The organism is Parabacteroides sp. AF21-43, from assembly GCF_003635435.1.
GTDB lineage: Bacteria > Bacteroidota > Bacteroidia > Bacteroidales > Tannerellaceae > Parabacteroides > Parabacteroides distasonis.
Genome location: NZ_QTMG01000009.1, coordinates 127,420 through 141,850, shown reverse-complemented (window position 1 = coordinate 141,850; position 14,431 = coordinate 127,420). Strand labels below are relative to the sequence as shown.

Sequence of the window (14,431 nt, the reverse complement as noted above, 5' to 3'; positions counted from 1 at the left end):
AGGCTTACCAGTATCTTTCGTTCATGTTCCCGTACAGCCCCATGATGCGGTCGAGGTCGTTCTTTTTCTTCGCACGCAGATAACTCACGGAGATGTTCTTGTTGGTGTAATAGCTCACAAGGTTGCGGTAACGCTTCATTTTGGAGTAGCAGCGTTCCACCACGTCCATGCGCTCCTTGTCGGTCATGGAGAGCGTGGTGATGTTCACCACATTCTTCAGTTCCGTCAATACTTCGTTGCTCTCTTCCAGCAGTTTCGTGTAACCGAAAGCGATTGCCGACAGCTCTTCTGGTCTGAAATTTCCATCACGGAGCATCCTTTGGAAACTGTTTACATAAATGTCGGTGATGTCGCCTACCATCAGGATGGTCTGCTGCACCTTGCGGGCGTCCTTGACGAGATTGTTCACCGATTTGAGGGCATCGTAATACTTTTTGCCCTGCTGATAGATTTTCACCGTTTCCTGAAAGTTGCTCACCATGTTCGTGGCAGTCTTGGAGGTATGGATGATGTTTTTGGAGGCATTGATGATACCCTGCGCCAGATTGCCCGGATCGCTTACGACCCACTGTGCGCTTGCCCTGCCTGCGAAAAGCAGGCACAGGCAGATAATCATTGTTATTCTTGTTCTCATGTTACTTTGGATTTTAGTGGTTGTTATTCTTCTGTCGGGTGTCCCGGCTGCGGTTTCACCCGCACATAGTCGCCGCCCGGCGAGAAGGTCAGCACGTCCGTTGCCTCGTTGTAGGACACGTCGATGCGGAAGCCGGTGTTCATGAACAGGTTGTCGTTTTCCTCCTGCAAGAGATAGGTTTCCGGTTTCAGCTTGCGGCGCAGACCGCTCCGGCGGAACACCGTCACCTTGTAGGCTTCGCCCTCCTTGTAGATAAGCACATCGGGCTTCCCCTCCACGCTCTCCCAGTTCCCGCACAGCATATCACGGCGGTTATCGACCACATCGCAGGATTGCAGCATCATGACCGCCAATCCGATCAGGCACTTGCTGACTTGCAGCATTTTAACTTTTGATAAATTCATACGCATTTCTTGTTTTTAGCTGATGATTAAATGATTAACTTTTGGTTCTCCGCTTCTCGGCAAGTTGCCGGATGGCGGCTTCGATGTCGCCGCCCAACTTCTCCGCCAGACGGTAAACCTCCACTTTCTCCGTTTCCTCGGTGGTGTACGCCAGATATTCTTCTGCACTGACCTCGGTGGCATAGACCGCCGATTGTGTGCCACCCAAGCCTATCCACACCTCCTTGTAGAGCCGTGAAGGGTTGTTCGCCATGTTGATGGAGAGTATCTGCCCTTTCTCCTTTTCCGTCAGTCCGAGCAACGCCTGTATCTGGTCGAACTTGTTCATGTACTTGCGCTGGTCGAGAAGTATCTTGCAGTCGGAGTTGTTGATGATGCTCTCCTTGACCACGGGAGAGGAAATGATGTCGTCCACCTCCTGCGTCACCACGATTGCCTCGCCGTAATATTTTCTGACCGTCTTGTACATATAGCGCAGATATTCAGCCATGTTCGCTGAAGAGAGAGCCTTCCAAGCCTCTTCCACAATAAGCTGTTTCCGTACCCCTTTTAGTCGCCGCATCTTGTTGATGAAGGCTTCCATGATGATGATGGTCACGACGGGGAACAGTTCGCGGTTTTCCTTAATCGAATCTATCTCGAAGACAATGAACCGCTTGCCGAGCAGGTCGATGTTCTCCGTGGAGTTGAGCAGGAAGTCGTAGCGTCCGCCCCGGTAATACTGCCGCATGGTGGTGAGCATGTTGTCGATGTTGAAGTCGGACTTCTCCACCTTGATGTCACGCTGTGCCAGTTCCTTGCGGTAGTCGTCACGCATATACTCGTAGAAGGTGTTGAACGACGGCACGATGCTACGGTCGGATTGGATGCGCTCAATATAGGCACTCACGGCACTGCCCAGCTCGCCGCTCTCCGTCTTTGTCACCTTGTCGTCCTCCGACTTCCAGAGCGTCAGCAGCAGGGTCTTGATGCTGTCCTTCTTCTCCACGTCGAAGATGTAATCGTCGGTGTAGAACGGGTTGAACGATATGGGCTTCTCTTCCGTGTAGGTGAAATACACGCCGTCCGCTCCGCCTGTCTTGCGTCGGATCATGCCGCACAAGCCCTGATAGGAGTTTCCCGTGTCCACCAATACCACATGTGCGCCTTGCTCATAATATTGGCGCACGAGGTGGTTCATGAAGAAAGACTTGCCGCTGCCCGAAGGACCCAGCACGAACTTGTTGCGGTTGGTCGTGATACCCCGCTTCATGGGCAGGTCGGAGATGTCAAGGTGCAGCGGTTTTCCCGTGAGCCTGTCCACCATCTTGATGCCGAAGGGCGAGAGCGAGTTGCGGTAGTTGGTTTCCTCTGTGAACAGGCACACCGCCTGTTCGATGAAGGTGTGGAAACTCTCTTCCGCCGGGAAGTCCGCCGCATTGCCGGGTATCGCCGCCCAGTAGAGTGTCGGGCAGTCGATGGTGTTGTGGCGCGGCACGCATTCCATGCTTGCCAACTGGCTGCCCACGTCGTTCTTGATATGCTTCAGTTCCTCCGCATCGTCGCTCCACGCCATGACGTTGAAGTGTGCCCGTACCGAGGTCAGTCCGTAGGAATGGGCTTCGTTCAGGTATTGGTCTATCCACTCGCGGTTGATGCTGTTGCTCCTTGAATAGCGAGATAGCGACTGCATGTTACGGGCGGACTTCTCGAACTTATGCAAGGTTTCCTCACTGTTGTCTATCAGCACATACTGGTTGTAGATATGGTTGCAGGAGAGCAGAAGCCCCACCGGGGAGGCGAATGACAGTCGGCAGTCACTCCGGTCGGTGGAGAGCTTCTCGTAACGGGTGTCGGTAGCCACCTTGCCCGGCAGGTCTTCCGCGTCGGAGAGGGTGTGCAGACACAGGCGGTTGTCGCCGATGCGCATCTCCCTTGCCGAAAGCTCGATGTCCTGCAAGGTGGTGTCACCTTCCGACATGAGCGAGAAGTAGCGTTCAATAAGTCCCGTATTTCCCTCAGTACCCACAATCTCATCGGTGGAGAGGCGGCGCAGCCTGACAAGCCCGCTGTCGTTCATGATGCGCTCGAACTGTTCGCAGGCTTCCAAGAACTTGGTCGTGGTTTCCCTGTCCAGCTCCTTCGGGATGATATGTCCCCGGCACAGCGTGCTGAAATTGCTCTGCATCCGGTTACGCTCCTTTGTTGTCTTGGTCAGGTAGAGGTAGCAGGTGTGTTTCAGGTACGGACGCTCGTTGAAGTGACGCTCGAAAGAGCGGCTTAAAAAGCTCATGTCGTCCTTCTGAAGCTCCGGTTTGTAGCGTTCCTTGATGAACCAGTCCTGTTTGTGGACGACGGAGTAGTCCGGCAGCACCTTGATAGCCTTGCACCAGCAACTGTGTATCGCCTCGTACTCCGCACCCGTCACGGTGTAAAGTTCCGGCAGTTCCACCTCGAAAGCCACCGTGATGTCGGCGTCCTTTGAGATGATGCAGCCATGCTCCACCGCTAAAAGTGGGAACCTGTTTTCCAGTGTTGTCATTTTCGATGTATTCCTCATTGTCTTTCTTCCTTTCGTTGTCGTTTGAACAGACGGGGTATCCGCCGCCGGTTGATAAGGTATCGGGGATGGCTCCGTGCCGCTCCTAATTTCATCAGCCCGTGTTCGCCGTACCGGGCGTTCAGCGCGAAGGTCTGCCATACAAGGAGGGAGGACGATGCCGCGCCGAAGCCGATACATATCCACTGGTCGATACCGACCATGTAGAGGATGACGAACAGGACGAAGAGAGCCAGCAGACCTCCGCAGAAGATGAAGAGGTACTGTGCCTTCAAGCCCTTGAACTCTACCGGACGGCCGATACCCTTGTTGATTGGGTATTCAGCCATACATTATTTATTAAAGGAAGAATGAGCGCAGGATGGTGGCGGCAACAATCAGGAAGATGCACGCGCCGAACCACGAGGCGGCTGTCTTGCTGGTGTCGGGGTCGCCCGATGAAAACTTGCCGTACACTTTTACGCCCCCGATAAGCCCGACGACTGCACCGATGGCGTATATCAGTTTAGTTCCGGGGTCGAAATAAGAACTCACCATAGAGGTGGCTTCGTTGATGCCCGCGATGCCGTTTCCCTGCGCGAAAGCGGAGGCGGTTGCGGCGATGACAAGTGCCGCGGAGAGGATTGCTTTTCTGTTTTTCAAGATGTTCTTGTTCATAAACTGTTCTTGTTTTTTGCCGTCAAAAGGGTGGATGGTCCTTTGTCGGGCGGTTGATACTTTGTTTCTTTACTTTGGTTTTAGTGGATGCCCGTTTGTTTCCACGGACGTGGGCGTGTCCGTTGCGGATAGGGATGCGCCTTGCGTTTCCTCGCCGCGTGGGTTGATGTCATTCTTTCATGTTCATTTCTTTTATTGTTGTCATACATAGTTGCGAATGTCGAACTCCTCGATGTTGTCCGGCACGACGAACTCCTTTTCAGGTTTCTTCAGCCGAATCTCGATAAGCCCCTTGATGCGGATGCCTATCTCCGAAGAGCCTTCCATCATTTTCTCGTACAACTCCGTGCCCTCCATGTCGGTGAACACCTTCGCCGCCTTTTCACGTTCCGCCTGTGTCGCGTCCGGGTTCTTGGCGGTCTTGCAGGCGTCGTCAATCTCGTCAAAGCTGCTGCCCGAAGCCCGTGGCGTGTCCGAGGCGTCCTCTTCCGGTTCGTCGTCCCCGTATCCCAGTTCCTCCGGCGGTATGCTCGTGAAGGTCTCATCGAGTTTTTCCTCCGGAACTTGTGCCGGGCGGGATGCGTTTCCCGTTTTTCCGTCGTCAAAAGTAGCCTCTTCCTCCGACAGCTCAATGCCTTTTTCCATAGTGGCGGCTTCTTGCGTCGGTATGGCAGCGGTTGTCCGGGTGGATGCCATCCTGAAACGGCTCTTGCCGATGATGTCCGCCTTTTCCGCAGGGACTTCCTCGTGTGCCGCTATGCGTTTAGCCTCATTCCCGTCCAGTGACCGCCATAATCCGACAATGCCCTTGAAGAAGCGGACAATCCGCGTGTCCATGATGCGCTCGTAAAGGAGCAGGAACAGGAACCAGAGGTTGCAGCCGACCGATACCGCCAGCAGAATGTCTGTCATGCTGATTGTGTAATTCATATCCTTCCGTTTTTGGTTAGAATACTGAATTATAATTTCGGGCATAAAGGCTCTTTATCGCATCCTCGCACTGGTTGAAGTGATGCGTCAGCACATGGTCGATGTAAGCGGACAGCATAAGCCGGTCATGCCCGATTACACGGGTGATACACATGATACGCTCGTGGTACTCCGGGCGCACATACGCCATCTTCCCCTCACGTGCCTTTACTTCCGAGTCACGGATGAACAGACGTTCATAGTCCTTCTCGCAGCATTTGCCGCTTACCGGGACAGGCGACAGGATTTCCACACTCGCCTGCACTTGGGCAAACATACCTCCGCAGTCTTGCTGTGGTCTTTTTTCATTCGGTGTCATTTCTTTTTCCATTTTCAAATCAGATCTTCACGTTGTTTCTTGTACAGTTCGTTGATTCTCTCCTTGTGCTGTTCCAGATGTTGGCGCAGCACGGTATCCACATAGCCGCCCACCGAGATTTCACCTCCGGCGATGTCGTTCACGATTCTGAGGATTTTGCCGTGGACATCGCGGCTGATATAGACACACTGGCGGGTCTTTATCTCGTTGCGGCGCAGGAACAGCTCGTTATAGTCCTCATCCTGCCTTTTCCGGCGGCCACTTTCCCTCTGCGCTTTTTCCCGTGTTACTGGTTGCACAGGAGGTGGTTCCGGTGCGGCGGTGTCCTCTTCGGTCGGTGCAGCTGCGGGTACTTCCTGTGCGGGGCGCAGTGTCCCGTCCTGTGTGCGCCGCCCGATGGAAGCTAACAGCAGTTCCTCGTCGATGCCTTCCGTGTTCACTTTCCTGCTGCCCATGCTCACTGCGGTCTGATGATGTCGCTTATCTCTTCGGAAAACTCCCGGATGCCACTCCCTTTCAGCAGTGCCGTGTCCATCGGGAAGATGGTGGAGCGGAAAACGCTCTTGCGCTCTTCCGAAAGGTCACGGCGGAACTTCTTGCTGTCGGGCAAGCGGGTGGAAAGTACCGGAAAGCCCATTTCGGCTATCACTTCCTCGTAGATGCCGTACAGGTCGTTCCTCTCCCTGCCGTCCACCATCGTCCAAAACAGATAAAGCCCCTTTGTTTTCGCCTGTCCGGTAGTCATCAGCCTGTCGCGGAACATTGTGACGAATTTCAGGGTACTCTCCACAACAAAGCGGTCGGCACTCAGCGGAGTGAAGATGTAGTCCATCTGCGAGAGCGTCTTTATCACGCCGTTACTACGGAGTGTGCCGGGCATGTCGAAGAACACCACGTCGGGTTTCACGTCCTCAGTGGCAATCATCCTCTCGGCATCGTCGAGGGCGTTCACCGCATTGCTCTTGACGATGGTGTAGGCGTTCTTTTTCATCCGGCGGAAATGGTCGCAAGCGAGAGCCTTGAAGTAGGTGCTGCTGTCGATAAGCCCCATTTCGTGTTCGCGCAGCCCGTGGATGCTGTGCTGCGGGTCGTCGCAGTCCACGACGGCGACATTGTAGCCTTTCACGTTGTGCAGGTAGCTGGCGGCAAGTGCCGTGACAGTGGATTTGCCGATGCCACCTTTCTGTGTTGCGAATGCAACGAAGATTTCCTTACTCATAGTTCCATTTATTTTAATTGTTGAAGATTTCTTTTTCTATTTATATGCGGATTTGGTTGCTACATTATCCGCTTCAGTGAACAGACACATGGGCGGGTCATCGCGTATCCGGTTCTGTGGTGAAGCGGTGCGGCGAACAAGTGATGAATGACGACACTGCGTCATGAAGTCATTGAATCTGTACTTCACCAGATTGTCGGATAACCGGGGTTCCGACGGTTCGGGTATCCGCTTCGGCAAGTATCCGCCGAAGCGATTGTCCGGGTATTTGAATGTTCCTTTTCTCATATTTTCAAATCGTTCGTTTCTTGAATCATGCTGCAAATAAACAAGTATATTTTGGAACCTGTATCACTTCTCCGGCAAGTGGCAGCACGTTGCGCCGGTTGGCAGTCATTGACCGGGTCAAGCATCTGTCCAATACAGCTTTAAGGGCGTAACTTTGCCCCCCGGACAGCAGGGTTCGCCGATGGTGCGCGGCCCGGAGTCCTGAAAGGTATCTTCCCATCCGTCCCCTGACGGATTTTTATGTTCACCTGAACATAGCAAGGTATGTTTTCAGCCGCTCAAAATATTTTGAGCATCCCGGAAAACGCCTTGCCCTTGCAGGGGGCGGGCTTTCCCTCCGAAGTCGGAAAGCCTTTCAGAACTGCGGTGCTGTGATCCGAAGCGGCGGCTTATGCCGTCAATCCGCTAAATCCAAAGTAATATGAAAGAGAAAAGGAAAAGCAAAGCAGGGAGAAATCCCAAACTTGATCCGGCGGTGTACCGTTACACCGTCCGTTTCAACGAGGAGGAACACAATCGTTTCCTCGCCATGTTCGGAAAATCGGGTGTCTATGCACGGTCGGTTTTCCTCAAAGCGCACTTCTTCGGACAGCCGTTCAAGGTGCTGAAGGTGGACAAGACGCTGGTGGACTATTACACCAAGCTATCGGATTTTCATGCGCAGTTCCGCGCCGTGGGTACGAATTACAACCAAGTCGTGAAGGAACTGAGGCTGCATTTTTCAGAGAAAAAGGCGATGGCGTTGCTCTACAAATTAGAGCAACACACCGTCGAACTCGTGAAACTGAGCCGCCGGATTGTGGAACTTTCAAGGGAAATGGAGGCGAAATGGTCGCAAAAATCAGTGTAGGAAACTCGTTGTACGGCGCGATTGCCTATAACGGGGAGAAGATTAACGAGGCGCAGGGGCGGTTGCTTACGACCAACCGCATCTACAATGACGGTTCGGGAAAGGTGGACATCAACAAGGCGATGGAGGGTTTTCTCACCTTCATGCCGCCACAGATGAAGGTGGAGAAGCCGGTGGTGCATATTTCGCTCAACCCACATCCGGAGGATGTGTTGACCGATGCGGAATTGCAGGATATAGCCCGCGAGTATCTGGAAAAACTCGGTTTCGGCAACCAGCCTTATCTTGTTTTCAAGCACGAGGACATCGACCGCCACCACCTGCACATCGTGACGGTGCGGGTGGACGATAACGGGAAATGTATCAGCGACAAGAACAACTACTATCGTAGCAAACAAATCACCCGTGAGCTGGAGAAGAAATACGGGCTGCACGGCGCGGAGCGCAGGAACCGCCGGCTTGACACGCCGCTAAGCAAGGTGGACGCATCGGCAGGTGATGTGAAGAAGCAGGTGGCTGGCACTGTGAAGGCTCTGAACGGGCAGTACCGTTTTCAGACGATGGGCGAATACCGTGCGCTCCTTTCCTTATATAATATGACGGTGGAGGAAGCGAGAGGCAACGTGCGCGGACGGGAGTATCACGGGCTGGTTTATTCCGTCACGGACGACAAGGGTAACAAGGTGGGCAACCCGTTCAAGTCCTCGCTTTTCGGGAAGTCCGCAGGTTATGAAGCCGTACAGAGAAAATTTATCCGTTCCAAATCAGAGATTAAGGACAGGAAGCTCGCCGACATGACGAAACGCACCGTTCTTTCCGTGCTGCAAGGCACTTATGACAAGGACAAATTTGTATCCCAACTCAAAGAGAAGGGCATCGACACCGTACTGCGCTACACGGATGAAGGGCGTATCTATGGAGCGACGTTTATCGACCACCGCACAGGATGTGTACTGAACGGCTCTCGCATGGGCAAGGAGCTTTCGGCGAATGCCTTGCAGGAACACTTCACCCTGCCATACGCCGGACAACCGCCGATACCGTTATCCATCCCTATGGATGCTGCGGACAAGGCATACGGACAGACCGCATACGACCGTGAAGACGTATCGGGCGGAATGGGCTTGCTCACTCCCGAAGGTCCGGCGGTAGATGCTGAGGAAAAGGCTTTCATCCGGGCGATGAAGCGCAAAAAGAAGAAAAAGCGCAAGGGCTTGGGTTTGTAATCGGAGTATCAACAATTAAAAAATCAATGTATGTCACAACAAGAAGACGATTTGAGGGCATTGGCGAAAATCATGGATTTTCTGCGTGCCGTGAGTATTATTTTAGTGGTTATGAACGTGTACTGGTTCTGTTACGAAGTCATCCGGCTGTGGGGCGTGAACATCGGTGTGGTGGACAGAATCCTTCTGAACTTCGACCGCACGGCGGGGCTGTTCCATTCCATACTGTACACAAAGCTGTTTGCCGTCCTGCTGCTTGCCCTGTCCTGTCTGGGTACAAAGGGGGTCAAGGGAGAGAAAATCACTTGGGGAAGAATATGGACGGCACTCGCCGCCGGGTCCGTGCTGTTTTTCCTAAACTGGTGGATACTGGCTCTGCCGCTTCCGATTGAGGCGGTGATGGGGCTGTATGTCCTTACCATCGGTACGGGCTATGTCTGCCTGTTGATGGGAGGTCTGTGGATGAGCCGTCTGTTGAAACACAATTTGATGGAGGATGTTTTCAACAACGAGAACGAGAGTTTCATGCAGGAAACAAGACTCATCGAAAGCGAGTATTCGGTCAATTTGCCGACACGCTTCTATTACAAAAAGCGTTGGAACAACGGTTGGATCAATGTGGTGAATCCCTTCCGTGCGTCCATCGTGTTGGGTACGCCGGGCAGCGGCAAGTCATACGCCGTGGTAAACAATTTTATCAAGCAACAGATTGAAAAGGGCTTCTTGATGTACGTGTATGACTTCAAATTCAGCGACTTGTCCACCATTGCCTACAATCATCTGCTGAACCACCCTGACGGCTACAAGGTGAAGCCGAAGTTCTATGTGATCAACTTCGACGACCCGCGACGCTCTCATCGGTGCAATCCCATTCACCCGGATTTTATGGAAGATATTACGGACGCCTACGAGAGTGCCTATACAATAATGCTCAACCTCAATAAAACGTGGGTGCAAAAGCAGGGTGACTTCTTTGTGGAATCACCTATCATTTTGTTCGCCAGTATTATATGGTATCTTAAAATCTATCAGAACGGGAAATATTGCACGTTTCCCCATGCCATCGAATTTTTGAACCGCCGCTACGAGGATATTTTTCCGATACTGACTTCCTATCCCGAACTGGAGAACTACCTTTCCCCGTTCATGGATGCGTGGCTCGGAGGGGCTGCGGAGCAGCTCATGGGGCAGATAGCGTCGGCAAAAATTCCGCTTTCGAGGATGATTTCACCGCAGCTCTATTGGGTGATGTCGGACAGCGAGTTTACGCTGGACATCAACAATCCCGAAGAGCCGAAAATCCTATGCGTGGGCAACAATCCCGACCGTCAGAATATCTACGGGGCGGCTCTCGGATTGTATAACTCCCGCATCGTGAAGCTCATCAATAAGAAGGGGATGCTGAAGTCGTCGGTCATCATAGACGAGCTGCCGACGATATATTTCAAAGGGTTGGACAATCTTATAGCTACCGCCCGAAGCAACAAGGTTGCCGTGTGTCTGGGATTTCAGGATTTCAGCCAGCTGGTGCGCGACTACGGTGATAAGGAGGCGAAAGTGGTGATGAATACGGTCGGTAACATTTTCTCCGGGCAGGTGGTAGGTGAAACGGCAAAGACACTATCGGAACGATTCGGTAAGGTGTTGCAGAAACGGCAGTCTATCTCCATCAACCGGCAGGATGTTTCCACCTCCATTAACACGCAGATGGACGCGCTTATCCCGCCCAGCAAGATTTCCGGTTTGACGCAGGGAATGTTTGTCGGTTCGGTGTCCGACAACTTCAACGAGCGTATCGAACAGAAGATTTTCCACTGCGAGATTGTGGTGGATGCCGATAAGGTAAAACGGGAGGAAAGTGCCTACAAGAAAATCCCCGTTATTACCGATTTCACTGACGCAGACGGCAACGACCGCATGAAGGAAACGGTGCAGGCAAATTACCGGCGCATCAAGGAGGAGGTGAAGCAGATTGTTCAGGAGGAATTGGAGCGCATCGCGGGCGATGACAACCTGAAGCATCTGTTGCAGCAGAAGTAACCTATTAAAATAAGGGAGGATAGCTAAAATCCTCCCTTATTTTAATATTCCTCCAAAAGTTTATTTTGACGTAAATCTTCAATGTAACATGCTAAGTTACTTGAAACTTTATTAAATACTTTATCAAGATATGGGATGATATTTTCCAAATTCAATTCCAACTCTAACGGGAAACTATGATATTGATGTAAAAACCTTGTGATGTCATTTCTTTCTGAAACAGATAAAAGCAAAAATGGATTACTGTTTTTATAATATACCATTGCTGAAAGATGAATAAAAGCGCATCCTAATTTATAAACAAAAAAAGGCCAGCCATAAAATTTATCAGCTAAATCCACCATTTGTTTATCGGTCACGACTTTCTTTGTATTGGGATAAGACCATTTTATTCCCTCCAAAGTTTGGTTTATAAAATGCTCTCTAAGGTTTAAGTCGCTAATTGACAACAAAAACATAACTCTTACCATAGAATCTAATTCTTGACGCAGAATAGATATTACCTGCCCATATAATTGTTGTTGCAACAAAATATTTATAGCGCAAGAATGTTCTCCTGACCTTTGAGTAACTATATCGCAAAATAAATTAATATTATTTGTTTTCATTGTTGAGTGATTTCGCTTATAAGATATAGGATTTACTATTGGTTGCCACATATATCTGATGCGGCATTTCTTTTTCGTTGTATATTATTGTATGGTTGTCGCACAAGGTCATTCCCAGCCTTTCAACCACACGGATGGATGCCACGTTTTCCGGTCGGATACTGCAACAGACAGTTTTCAGTTCCAGCTCTCCAAAGGCGTATTCCAAACACGCGCGGGCGGCTTCCGTACCGTAACCGTTATGCCAGTATGTGTTATCGAGTATATAGCCAAGCTCGACAGTCTCGTTCCCGTTTAGGGTACTATTCATCAGACCGGCTTGTCCTATCAATGCGCCGCTTTCTTTCAGTATGACGGCAAAATATCCGAACCCGTCCTTGCGGTATCGGATGAGTTGCCTGTTTATCCATTTGCGCACGTCCTTTTTGGTAAAGCCGTGTTCCCAAGCGTACATGACTTCCGGCTTTCCCATTATGGCAAGGAGTGCGTCCATATCCTTACGGGTTATCCTGCGGATAAGCAGCCGTTCCGTTTCCATGACGACCAGCGATGCGGAATAGGTCTTTATCTCAAATCCGTCCTCTTTCCATTCCTTCACAAGCCTGTTGATCGTTTCTTCCACCAGACTGTCATAAGCGGCATCGGGAATAACCTTTATAAAAAAGGTGTCACGGGTTTCTTTCATGACCCATTCGTTGATGTCTTTCAGTTCCTTGCCTTCGGGAATGTAATTCTTGTGTATCATGAACTCGTTGATGTTGTCCGCCAACAATTCTTCCAACTGATAACGGATGTCATCCTCCAGTTCGGCAAATGGTATGGTTTCCTCTTCATAGATGCCTTCTATTAAAACATCATCCTCTTCCATATCCTCGTCCGGTGTCTGATTGCCCCGTTTCATGTCCAACATATCCTGCGCGAACTGCCCGGATTCCTTGTCCTTGTACTTCTTGGCATATTTTTCCAGCAGTTCCCAGTCCTGACGGCTCATCGGGCATTTGAAAACGGCTCGTTCCACCTCGTTACAGCGCACCATGTCCGCCTTCACATCATCGGGAAGCGACCGGCATTCCTTGCAGATATGCCGCGAGTGTCCTTTGCCGCTGAATTGCTCGTTGGCTTTGTACTCGCTACAAATCCGACAGTAATGCCCCTGTTGTTTCTTCTTTTTCGCCACCATACCCCGTTATTATATCAACAGTTCTTTTCCTTTATCGGTAAGACGATATTTCTGCCGGGGATGTTTCGGATTTTCCGGGTAAATAGGCTCTACCAAATTCTGCCTTATGGCTGGATACAGATATAGTTCTAAAAAATTACTTTTGTCCTTTAATCCTATCACACACATAATCTCTTTGGTTGAAAGTGTCTGTGTGCCGATTGCAGACAACACCTTTTCCACCTGTGGGGTAACTGTGGGGTGACTGTGGGGTAACTGTCGGGTAATTGTCGGGTCGTGCCCCACAGTTTTTCGGGTATAGCGGAAAATAACCCATACACTATTTCCATCTGTATGAAACTCCGGATCGGGAATGCCGACACGCCGGCATTCGCTTATCATAAGCCCGATGCCTCGTCCCCAGCTTTCCAGAACCTCGCTTTTATACAGAACATTCGCAATAATCAGGTTTTGAGGTTCTGAATTATGCCCGCTCAATAACTTTTCCATTGTTATATCCGGCGGAAAAGTTCCACTGTTCTCAATCTCCACACGGTCATCATAGATGGCAATTCCTACCGAACTGCCGGGACGGTGGTATGAGCGGTGGCAAAGGGCATTTGTGCAGCATTCCCTCAATGCCTTGTAAGGAATCTCAAGCTCTTCCTCCCGATACAAGCCTTCAACTTTGCCCGAAAGGGAAAGATGCTTGAAAAAGAACGACATTGCAGTGTCCAGCAGTGTGTAGATATTGCCAGTGGTACGCTGATTGTCTATAAACTCGTCTTTTGTAGTTCCTTTGAAACGCGCCAACCGAAGCAGGCACTGGGGATAGAAGTAAAAATCACGACCGAACAAGACTGCGGAAGCATTATTCAGTTTTCCGTCATGTAACAGGTTGAATTTTTCGAGTATGGTCGGCAAATCCTCCCTTATGGTGGCTTCGGGTAGGCGACCGCACCGGATGCCTCCACGTACCGCTCCCATAATGGCATGTTCATCAAGGTCAGTAACTTTGATGTCGGGATTCGTCATCGCCTCCCAAGCGTATTTCCCACCTCGCTGCATAAGCAGTTGGTTATATACGTCTTGCGGCATGGAGGATGTCACGCTCTCCAATCGAAGATAAGCCCGTCCCTTATAGGAGAACGGACGCATATAACGTTGGCTGTCCGCAGACAAGGCTATCACACTCTTGTCTGTATTTTGGATACTGATATACGAAACTTCGAGTGTGGCAAATGGTTCAAAACGCCGGATGGCTTCCGCAATATCACGCTTCGTCTTGTCGCTCACTTCCTGCCCGATGATCTTTCCTTTGTCGGTCACACCGAACAACACCGTGCCACCTTCGCTGTTAAGGAAAGCGCAGAGCGTTTCCATGCCGCGCTCCAACTGCCCGGTGGTTTCCTTGAACTCCACCTGCCCGTTTTCCTTTTCGGCTATCAGTTGTTTTACTATATCGAGGTTGTCTATGTTCATATTCAATTCGTAACAATTGTACAAAGATAGCGTTTTT

General features: G+C 50.8%; 15 protein-coding genes. 3 read left to right on the top strand and 12 right to left on the bottom strand.

The window, feature by feature from the left end:
• Positions 1-4: 4 nt before the first annotated feature.
• The 9 genes from DWX84_RS08795 to DWX84_RS08755 all read right to left on the bottom strand — a co-directional run bounded on the left by DWX84_RS08795 (position 5) and on the right by DWX84_RS08755 (position 6,741).
• Positions 5-634 carry a DUF4141 domain-containing protein gene (locus DWX84_RS08795; protein WP_002560978.1) on the bottom strand — a complete coding sequence of 210 codons (630 nt, stop codon included), beginning with the start codon at positions 632-634 and terminating at the stop codon, positions 5-7.
• Positions 635-657: 23 nt separating this feature from the next.
• Positions 658-1,038 (bottom strand): DUF3876 domain-containing protein, encoded by a 381-nt coding sequence (locus DWX84_RS08790; protein ID WP_002560979.1) that lies wholly within the window; start codon positions 1,036-1,038, stop codon positions 658-660.
• A gap of 34 nt (positions 1,039-1,072) precedes the next feature.
• Positions 1,073-3,577 (bottom strand): TraG family conjugative transposon ATPase, encoded by a 2,505-nt coding sequence (locus tag DWX84_RS08785; RefSeq protein WP_004356142.1) that lies wholly within the window; start codon positions 3,575-3,577, stop codon positions 1,073-1,075.
• Positions 3,574-3,906 (bottom strand): DUF4133 domain-containing protein, encoded by a 333-nt coding sequence (locus DWX84_RS08780; protein WP_008764731.1) that lies wholly within the window; start codon positions 3,904-3,906, stop codon positions 3,574-3,576. Before DWX84_RS08780 ends, DWX84_RS08785 begins: the two co-directional genes overlap by 4 nt.
• Positions 3,907-3,916: 10 nt before the next feature.
• Positions 3,917-4,234, bottom strand: a complete 318-nt coding sequence (locus DWX84_RS08775; protein WP_002560983.1) for a DUF4134 domain-containing protein — start codon at positions 4,232-4,234, stop codon at positions 3,917-3,919.
• A gap of 201 nt (positions 4,235-4,435) precedes the next feature.
• Positions 4,436-5,164: a hypothetical protein gene (locus DWX84_RS08770; protein WP_008764732.1), complete on the bottom strand. Its 729-nt coding sequence runs from the start codon at positions 5,162-5,164 to the stop codon at positions 4,436-4,438.
• A gap of 16 nt (positions 5,165-5,180) precedes the next feature.
• On the bottom strand, positions 5,181-5,534 hold the full coding sequence (locus tag DWX84_RS08765; RefSeq protein WP_025880727.1) for a DUF3408 domain-containing protein: 354 nt from the start codon (positions 5,532-5,534) through the stop codon (positions 5,181-5,183).
• 2 nt (positions 5,535-5,536) lie between these two features.
• Positions 5,537-5,977, bottom strand: a complete 441-nt coding sequence (locus tag DWX84_RS08760) for a DUF3408 domain-containing protein (RefSeq protein ID WP_002560986.1) — start codon at positions 5,975-5,977, stop codon at positions 5,537-5,539.
• A 2-nt stretch (positions 5,978-5,979) separates the two neighbouring features.
• On the bottom strand, positions 5,980-6,741 hold the full coding sequence (locus DWX84_RS08755) for a ParA family protein (protein ID WP_002560987.1): 762 nt from the start codon (positions 6,739-6,741) through the stop codon (positions 5,980-5,982).
• Positions 6,742-7,450: 709 nt separating this feature from the next.
• Between DWX84_RS08755 and mobA the strand changes: the two genes are divergently transcribed.
• The 3 genes from mobA to mobC are packed head-to-tail and all read left to right on the top strand — an operon-like array spanning position 7,451 to position 11,145.
• The gene (mobA, locus tag DWX84_RS08740; protein ID WP_002560988.1) at positions 7,451-7,879 is read left to right on the top strand and encodes a conjugal transfer protein MobA; all 429 of its coding nucleotides are present in this window, start codon (positions 7,451-7,453) and stop codon (positions 7,877-7,879) included.
• The gene (gene mobB, locus DWX84_RS08735) at positions 7,858-9,105 is read left to right on the top strand and encodes a conjugal transfer protein MobB (protein ID WP_002560989.1); all 1,248 of its coding nucleotides are present in this window, start codon (positions 7,858-7,860) and stop codon (positions 9,103-9,105) included. Before mobA ends, mobB begins: the two co-directional genes overlap by 22 nt.
• 30 nt (positions 9,106-9,135) lie before the next feature.
• Entirely contained in the window at positions 9,136-11,145 is a 2,010-nt protein-coding gene (mobC, locus tag DWX84_RS08730) for a conjugal transfer protein MobC (RefSeq protein WP_002560990.1), read from the top strand.
• Positions 11,146-11,186: 41 nt separating this feature from the next.
• Here the strand turns inward: mobC and DWX84_RS08725 are convergent, their stop codons facing one another.
• From DWX84_RS08725 to DWX84_RS08715, 3 genes are read right to left on the bottom strand one after another with little or no spacing between them, the layout of a single operon-like run.
• Positions 11,187-11,753 carry a hypothetical protein gene (locus DWX84_RS08725; protein ID WP_002560991.1) on the bottom strand — a complete coding sequence of 189 codons (567 nt, stop codon included), beginning with the start codon at positions 11,751-11,753 and terminating at the stop codon, positions 11,187-11,189.
• Positions 11,754-11,769: 16 nt separating this feature from the next.
• Entirely contained in the window at positions 11,770-12,933 is a 1,164-nt protein-coding gene (locus DWX84_RS08720) for a GNAT family N-acetyltransferase (RefSeq protein WP_002560992.1), read from the bottom strand.
• Between the two features lie 9 nt (positions 12,934-12,942).
• Positions 12,943-14,394, bottom strand: a complete 1,452-nt coding sequence (locus DWX84_RS08715; protein ID WP_002560993.1) for an ATP-binding protein — start codon at positions 14,392-14,394, stop codon at positions 12,943-12,945.
• Positions 14,395-14,431: the final 37 nt, after the last annotated feature.

What these genes read in the sequence shown, in the direction of transcription:
- DWX84_RS08795 (WP_002560978.1), bottom strand. Translation starts at nt 634, where the DNA reads ATGAGAACAAGAATAACAATGATTATCTGCCTGTGCCTGCTTTTCGCA.
- DWX84_RS08790 (WP_002560979.1), bottom strand. Translation starts at nt 1,038, where the DNA reads ATGAATTTATCAAAAGTTAAAATGCTGCAAGTCAGCAAGTGCCTGATC.
- DWX84_RS08785 (WP_004356142.1), bottom strand. Translation starts at nt 3,577, where the DNA reads ATGAGGAATACATCGAAAATGACAACACTGGAAAACAGGTTCCCACTT.
- DWX84_RS08780 (WP_008764731.1), bottom strand. Translation starts at nt 3,906, where the DNA reads ATGGCTGAATACCCAATCAACAAGGGTATCGGCCGTCCGGTAGAGTTC.
- DWX84_RS08775 (WP_002560983.1), bottom strand. Translation starts at nt 4,234, where the DNA reads ATGAACAAGAACATCTTGAAAAACAGAAAAGCAATCCTCTCCGCGGCA.
- DWX84_RS08770 (WP_008764732.1), bottom strand. Translation starts at nt 5,164, where the DNA reads ATGAATTACACAATCAGCATGACAGACATTCTGCTGGCGGTATCGGTC.
- DWX84_RS08765 (WP_025880727.1), bottom strand. Translation starts at nt 5,534, where the DNA reads ATGGAAAAAGAAATGACACCGAATGAAAAAAGACCACAGCAAGACTGC.
- DWX84_RS08760 (WP_002560986.1), bottom strand. Translation starts at nt 5,977, where the DNA reads ATGGGCAGCAGGAAAGTGAACACGGAAGGCATCGACGAGGAACTGCTG.
- DWX84_RS08755 (WP_002560987.1), bottom strand. Translation starts at nt 6,741, where the DNA reads ATGAGTAAGGAAATCTTCGTTGCATTCGCAACACAGAAAGGTGGCATC.
- mobA (WP_002560988.1), top strand. Translation starts at nt 7,451, where the DNA reads ATGAAAGAGAAAAGGAAAAGCAAAGCAGGGAGAAATCCCAAACTTGAT.
- mobB (WP_002560989.1), top strand. Translation starts at nt 7,858, where the DNA reads ATGGTCGCAAAAATCAGTGTAGGAAACTCGTTGTACGGCGCGATTGCC.
- mobC (WP_002560990.1), top strand. Translation starts at nt 9,136, where the DNA reads ATGTCACAACAAGAAGACGATTTGAGGGCATTGGCGAAAATCATGGAT.
- DWX84_RS08725 (WP_002560991.1), bottom strand. Translation starts at nt 11,753, where the DNA reads ATGAAAACAAATAATATTAATTTATTTTGCGATATAGTTACTCAAAGG.
- DWX84_RS08720 (WP_002560992.1), bottom strand. Translation starts at nt 12,933, where the DNA reads ATGGTGGCGAAAAAGAAGAAACAACAGGGGCATTACTGTCGGATTTGT.
- DWX84_RS08715 (WP_002560993.1), bottom strand. Translation starts at nt 14,394, where the DNA reads ATGAACATAGACAACCTCGATATAGTAAAACAACTGATAGCCGAAAAG.